Origin of the sequence: Streptomyces panaciradicis, from assembly GCF_023516615.1 — a bacterium.
GTDB lineage: Bacteria > Actinomycetota > Actinomycetes > Streptomycetales > Streptomycetaceae > Streptomyces > Streptomyces panaciradicis.
Window position 1 is genome coordinate 1 of the sequence record NZ_JAMGBF010000279.1, and the last position, 5,301, is coordinate 5,301.

At 73.1% G+C, this 5,301-nt stretch carries 3 protein-coding genes; 1 reads left to right on the top strand and 2 read right to left on the bottom strand.

From position 1 onward, the window contains the following. Positions 1-2,582 (bottom strand): nitrate- and nitrite sensing domain-containing protein (locus tag M8J74_RS43645; RefSeq protein WP_249841704.1); only part of this gene is annotated, 2,582 nt, incomplete at its 3' end. A gap of 420 nt (positions 2,583-3,002) precedes the next feature. On the opposite strand from M8J74_RS43645, the gene M8J74_RS43650 reads away from it, so the two are divergent. After that, positions 3,003-3,542 carry a hypothetical protein gene (locus tag M8J74_RS43650; RefSeq protein WP_249841703.1) on the top strand — a complete coding sequence of 180 codons (540 nt, stop codon included), beginning with the start codon at positions 3,003-3,005 and terminating at the stop codon, positions 3,540-3,542. Positions 3,543-3,552: 10 nt separating this feature from the next. On the opposite strand, the gene M8J74_RS43655 is transcribed toward M8J74_RS43650, so the two are convergent. Then, positions 3,553-5,301 (bottom strand): coiled-coil domain-containing protein (locus M8J74_RS43655; RefSeq protein ID WP_505016724.1); only part of this gene is annotated, 1,749 nt, incomplete at its 5' end.

Sequence of the window (5,301 nt, forward strand, 5' to 3'; positions counted from 1 at the left end):
GCGGGAAGCGCGGGGTTCAGCGGGTGCTCGCCGGGTCCCCCGGGGGCTCCGGGCGCGGTGCCCTGGCCGGGACGGCTCGCGTCTCCCGGGCGCAGCTGCGAGGCGCCCCGCCGGCGGTTCGGCAGGGGCGGTGCGGTCTCCGCGTCCGGGGCGTCCGGCGCGTTGCCCGACAGGAGTTCCTCGCGGCGCCGGGACGGCAGCGGCACGTTGGTCCTCGGCTCGGGGCGGCCGGAGCGGGCCGCCGGGGCCTCGTGGGCGTCCTCGCGCCGGGGCCGTGGCTCGGTGACCGGGCGCCCGTGGGAGCTGACCAGCTTGGGCGTGCTGCGCCGGGACAGCGGTACGGCCGCGCCGGAACGGTCGTCCTGGTCGCCGAGGGCGGCCCCGCGGCCGTCGGTGTCGGGGCGCCGCAGGTCGTCGTGCCGGCCGCCGGGTTCGTCGTCGGCGAGGGCCCTGGAGCGCAGGGGGCGGAAGATGCCGCCGCGTTCGTCGTCCTCGTCGTCGAGTGCGCCCGGGAAGCGGTCGACGGCGTCGAGGTCGACCGGGGCCTCCAGCTCGACCGGCCCGTTCAGGAGCGCGCCGGGCAGTTGCACGGGCACCCGGGACAGCTCGCTGCGGCGGCTCTCCTCGAGCTCGGCCTCCTTCGAGGGCTGGGGCCGGTCGAGGCGGAAGCCGATGCCGTTGGTGTCGGGGACGTCGTCGGTCAGGAGCGCGTCCGGGATGAAGACCACGGCGGTGGTGCCGCCGTACGGGGAGGTCTGCAGGGAGACCCGGACGTTCTGCCGCTGGGCGAGCCGGCTGACCACGAAGAGGCCGAGCCGGTCGGTGTCGGAGAGCTCGAACTCGGGCGTCTCGGCGAGGCGCAGGTTGGCGTCCAGCAGCGCGTCGGCGGCCATGCCCAGACCGCGGTCGTGGATCTCCAGGGTGAAGCCGTTGGCGACCCTTTCGCCCACGACCTGCACGGCCGTGTGCGGGGGCGAGAACACCGTGGCGTTCTCCAGGAGTTCGGCCACGAGGTGGGTGAGGTCGGCGACGGCCGGTCCGGTGACGGCGACCCGGGGCAGCCGGCGGACCTCGATGCGCTCGTAGTCCTCGACCTCGGCGACGGCGGCCCGCACGACGTCCATGAGCTGGACGGGTTTGCGCCACTGCCGGGAGGGGGCGGCGCCGGAGAGGATCACCAGGCCCTCGGCATGGCGGCGCATACGGGTGGTCAGGTGGTCGAGCCGGAAGAGGTCGGCGAGCTCGTCCGTGTCCTCGGTGCGGCGCTCCATGCTGTCGAGCAGGGTGAGCTGCTTGTGGAGCAGGACCTGGCTGCGGCGGGCGAGATTGACGAACACCTCGGAGACGCCGGCGCGCAGTTCGGCCTGTTTGACGGCGGCCTCGACGGCGGCGCGCTGGAGGGTGTTGAGGGCCTGGCCGACCTCGCCGATCTCGTTCTTGTCGTACTCCAGACGCGGTGCCTCGGTCTCGATGTCGACCTGCTCGCCCGCGGACAGGCGCCGCATGACGCTGGGCAGCCGTACGCCGGACGCCTCGTGGGCCTCCAGGCGCAGCTTGCGCAGGTCGCGGATGAGGGTGCGGCCGATGCGCACGGACAGGAAGAGCGAGAAGAGCAGGGCCAGCAGACCGAGGACACCGGCGACGGCGGCCTTCGCGATGACGCCCATCGCGACGGGGCCCACCCGGTCCTGGTAGCGGTCGTCCGCCTGGTCGTTGAGGGTGCCGAGTTCGTCGAGGACGTTCCCGGCGGCGGTGTCCCAGTTCTTGGCCGTGACCTCGGGGGAGCCGCCGGCTCGCGCGGAGGTCACGGACTGTTCGGCCACACGCAGCGGGGCGGTCTCGGCGTTGCTCCAGAACCGCTGGTAGCGACCGCGGTCCGAGGCGGGCAGCAACTGCAGGTTGTAGTCGTAGATCAGGCCGCGCTGGGCGATGAGGTCGGTGACCTTGCGCAGCTCGGTGCGGGAGGGCTTGCCGACGACCAGGGCGGAGCCCAGGAGCGCGTCCTCGCGGGAGAGCAGTTCGCGGGCGCGGGCGAGGTTGACCAGGGCGCGGTACTGCTTGTCCGTCTCCACGTTGTCGACGACGTGGAGGTTGGTGAGCAGCACGTAGCAGGGGTCGATCAGGTGGTTGTAGAGGTCGAGGGCCTGGGCGCGGTCGACCGTTCCGTCCTCGACGCTGTGCCGCAGGTCGTCGAGGCCCTTGAACGCGTCGAGCACGGTGCTCAGGCGGTCGGTCGTCTCCCCGCCCATGGCGTCGCGCACATCCGCATCGGTGTAGTTCTTCCGGATCCGTGCGACGGCCTTGTCGGTGGCGGCCCGGGTGCGCCGCAGATCGCTGATCCCCCGGGAGGCACGGGGGTCGGCGAGATAGACGAGGGACTGGCGGCGTTCCTGCTGGACGACGCGGACGGTGTCCTCGATCGGATAGGCGACCTTCTCCACCACGTCCGACACGTTGAACAGCTGTTCCGCCTCACGTCCGGTGAGTACCGTGGCGAAGCCCCAGATCGCGGTGAGGGACACCAGCGGCACGAGAAGCAGCGCCACGATCTTCCGGCGGATCGACTTCCCGCGAAAGCGCATGGCCTCCCCCAGCTCGACCCCCACGGAACGGGGGTACACATGTACGTCAACAAACGGCGCGAGCCTACTACCGACGCGCAGGTAACCCGAAGACCGGTCCGGAGGCCGAACTTCCGCGCGGGCGGCGAGACATGGGGAGTTGTCCGTTCATTGGGGGAGATTGCCTCCCGGTTTGCCCTGGAGGTGACGGAAGTTCATCGAGGTGTTCCGGTCGGCGTGTTGGCCGAAATTTTTCGCTGCCGGGAATCTTCCGGGGGTGCCGCTCGTCCTTCTCTACAGGAGATCGGGTGCGGAATCGGCCACAGGAGCCGCATCCCGCAACTGGGCGGCGTAAAACAGCGCAAGCCGGGCAGCCACTGGGGAGTCGTGCTGTGAGGCACGGAGGCGAGCGGTCTGCTGGCGGTGGGGAGTGACACGGTGATGGGCACGGCGGAGCGGAGCAAGGCGCCCGGGGACGGCGCGGTGACGCGCACGGCGGTGCGGCGGGGCACCCAGGCACCGGATCGCGACATTCCTGCAGGCGGACGGGCGGCGGTGCGGGAGGGCAGCACGGCCCGGGCCCGGTCGTCGAACCGTCCGTTGTGGGTCGAGGAGCCGGCGCGGCGACGCCGGCTGCCCGATCCGGTGCGGACGGCGGCTGTGCGGGCGGTGCTGATCATCGCCGTGACGCTGCTGCAGGCGATGGTGGCCTTCCTGTGCACCATGGCCGGCTCCTGGCTGGCCTTCCCGATGGTCATCAGCAGCGTCGTCAGTACGGTGGTCGCCACGTGGGGTGCCCTGGACGTGTGGGTGACCCGCCAGGTGTGGAACCAGCGCAACGGCGTGGTGTCCACCCCGAGCAGCACCGCCCGGGCCCTGCGGCGCGAGCGGCGCCGGGTGCGGCGCCAGGAGAAGGTGGCCGCGCGGGCCCAGGCGCGCATACGGCGTCGGGGCGGCGCGGGGCAGCTGTCCCACCCCTGACGGCCGCTGCTCAGCCGGTCGTCGGCGCCGGCCGCTTGTACATGCGCGTGGCGGTGATCTCGCTGTGGACGGCCTCACCCTCGCCGTTCGCGCTCTGCTGGGGCAGTCCGGGCCTGAGGTGTTCCTCCACGCTGATGTACTTCAGCCCGGCCCGCAGGTCCGCGTCGTTGCGGAGCCTGATCACGAGGGGGAACTCCGCCAGCGCGGTCGTGTCGAACAGGCCTGTGGTGTACAGGAGTTGGACGCCCAGCGCGTCGGACACGGCCCGCTGCAGCTCCAGCAGGTAGGTGGCGTTCGCGCGCCCGATGGGGTTGTCGAGGAACAGCGTGCCGGCGTGGCGGTGCCTGTCCCGGCCCCGGTCGTTGGAGCGCAGGGCGGCCATCGTGCAGTACAGGGCGATGGCCGCGGTCAGCAGCTGTCCGCCCGAGAACACGTCGCCCATCTGCCCGACGGGCACCCGCTCGGCGCGCAGCACGGCGTCCGGCTTGAGGATCTCGACGGCGACGCCCTTGGGCTGCAAGGCCGCGGCCACACCGCGCAGCAGCAGGGACATGCCGTCGCGCCGCAGGTCGGAGTTCTTCTTCACGGCGGCCCGGGTCGCCTCGTCGATGACCTCGCCCAGCCGCTCGGTGAGCGTGGCCTGGTCGGGCTCCTCGAAGCGGATGCGCAGGAACTCCTGCCCGGACCACTCGCCGAGCCCCTCGGGCAGCCGGGACAGCCGCTGGGCGGACCGCAGGGTCGCCAGCGCCGACTCGACGAGGCCGCGCAGACGGTCCACGATCGAGTCGCGGTTGCGCTCCAATTGCGCCAACTCGTCGGTGAGGACGCGGAGTCGGGGCGCGAAGGCGTCGGCCCACTTCTGCGCGTGCTCGGGCAGCGCGGAGGCGGGCAGTTCGCGGATCTGCTGGCGGGCGGGTGTGCGGACCTGCTCGTAGCGCGTGGAGTTGGCGTGCCGGACGAGGACGTCACTGGCTTCCCGTACGGCGGACTCGGCGGCCGACAGGTCGGCGGCGCACCCGCGCAGCGAGCGGCGGGCCTCGGCGGCGGAGTGCCGGGCCTCCTCCAGGCTGCCCGGGTAGGGCTCCGGTTCCTCCTGCTCCTCCTCGAAGGCGTGCTCGCGCAGCAGGTCCCGCAGCATCGCGGCGATCTCGTCGAAGCCCCCGGCCGCGTCCTCGGCCGCGCGGTGCGCGTCGAGCAGTTCGGCGTGCGCCTGCCGGGCCTGGCTCAACGCGTCGGTGCGGGAAGCCAGTTCGGTGGTGGCCGTGCGCAGCAGCGCCTGGGCGTGCTCGGCGTCGCGCGGCCGGAGCTCCTCGGGCAGCTCGGTGTGCGCCTCGCCGTCCTCGGGCGCGTGCCGCTCCGCCTCGCCGCGCAGCCGGCCGAGCTGCTCGCTCGCGCTGGACATCCGGGTCTCCAGCAGCTGGACCAGTTCCTCGGCCCGGGCGGCGGCGGCCTGCCGGGACGGCCCGTCGGAGCCGTCGGGCGACTGCAGCAGCTGCTCGGCGCGGGTGCGGACCTTGTTGCTGAGCCGGTCCAGTTCGGTGCGGGCGGCGCTCTCGTCGCTCTCCGCGCGGGCCTGCTCGGCGCGCAGGTCGGCGCCGACGCCGACCTTCTCGTAGACCTGTGAGGCGGCCCGGTAGGCCTCGCGCAGGGCGGGCAGCGACGCCTTCGGGGCCGCCGCCTCGTCCTCCGGTACGTCGTCGGGGGCGCCCGCGATCTCGGCGCGCTCGGCGCGCAGCGCGCGGGCGGTGCGGCGGGCGTC

Bases quoted from the DNA above. Each gene is read 5' to 3' on its own strand.
- M8J74_RS43650 (WP_249841703.1), top strand. From the start codon at position 3,003: ATGGGCACGGCGGAGCGGAGCAAGGCGCCCGGGGACGGCGCGGTGACG.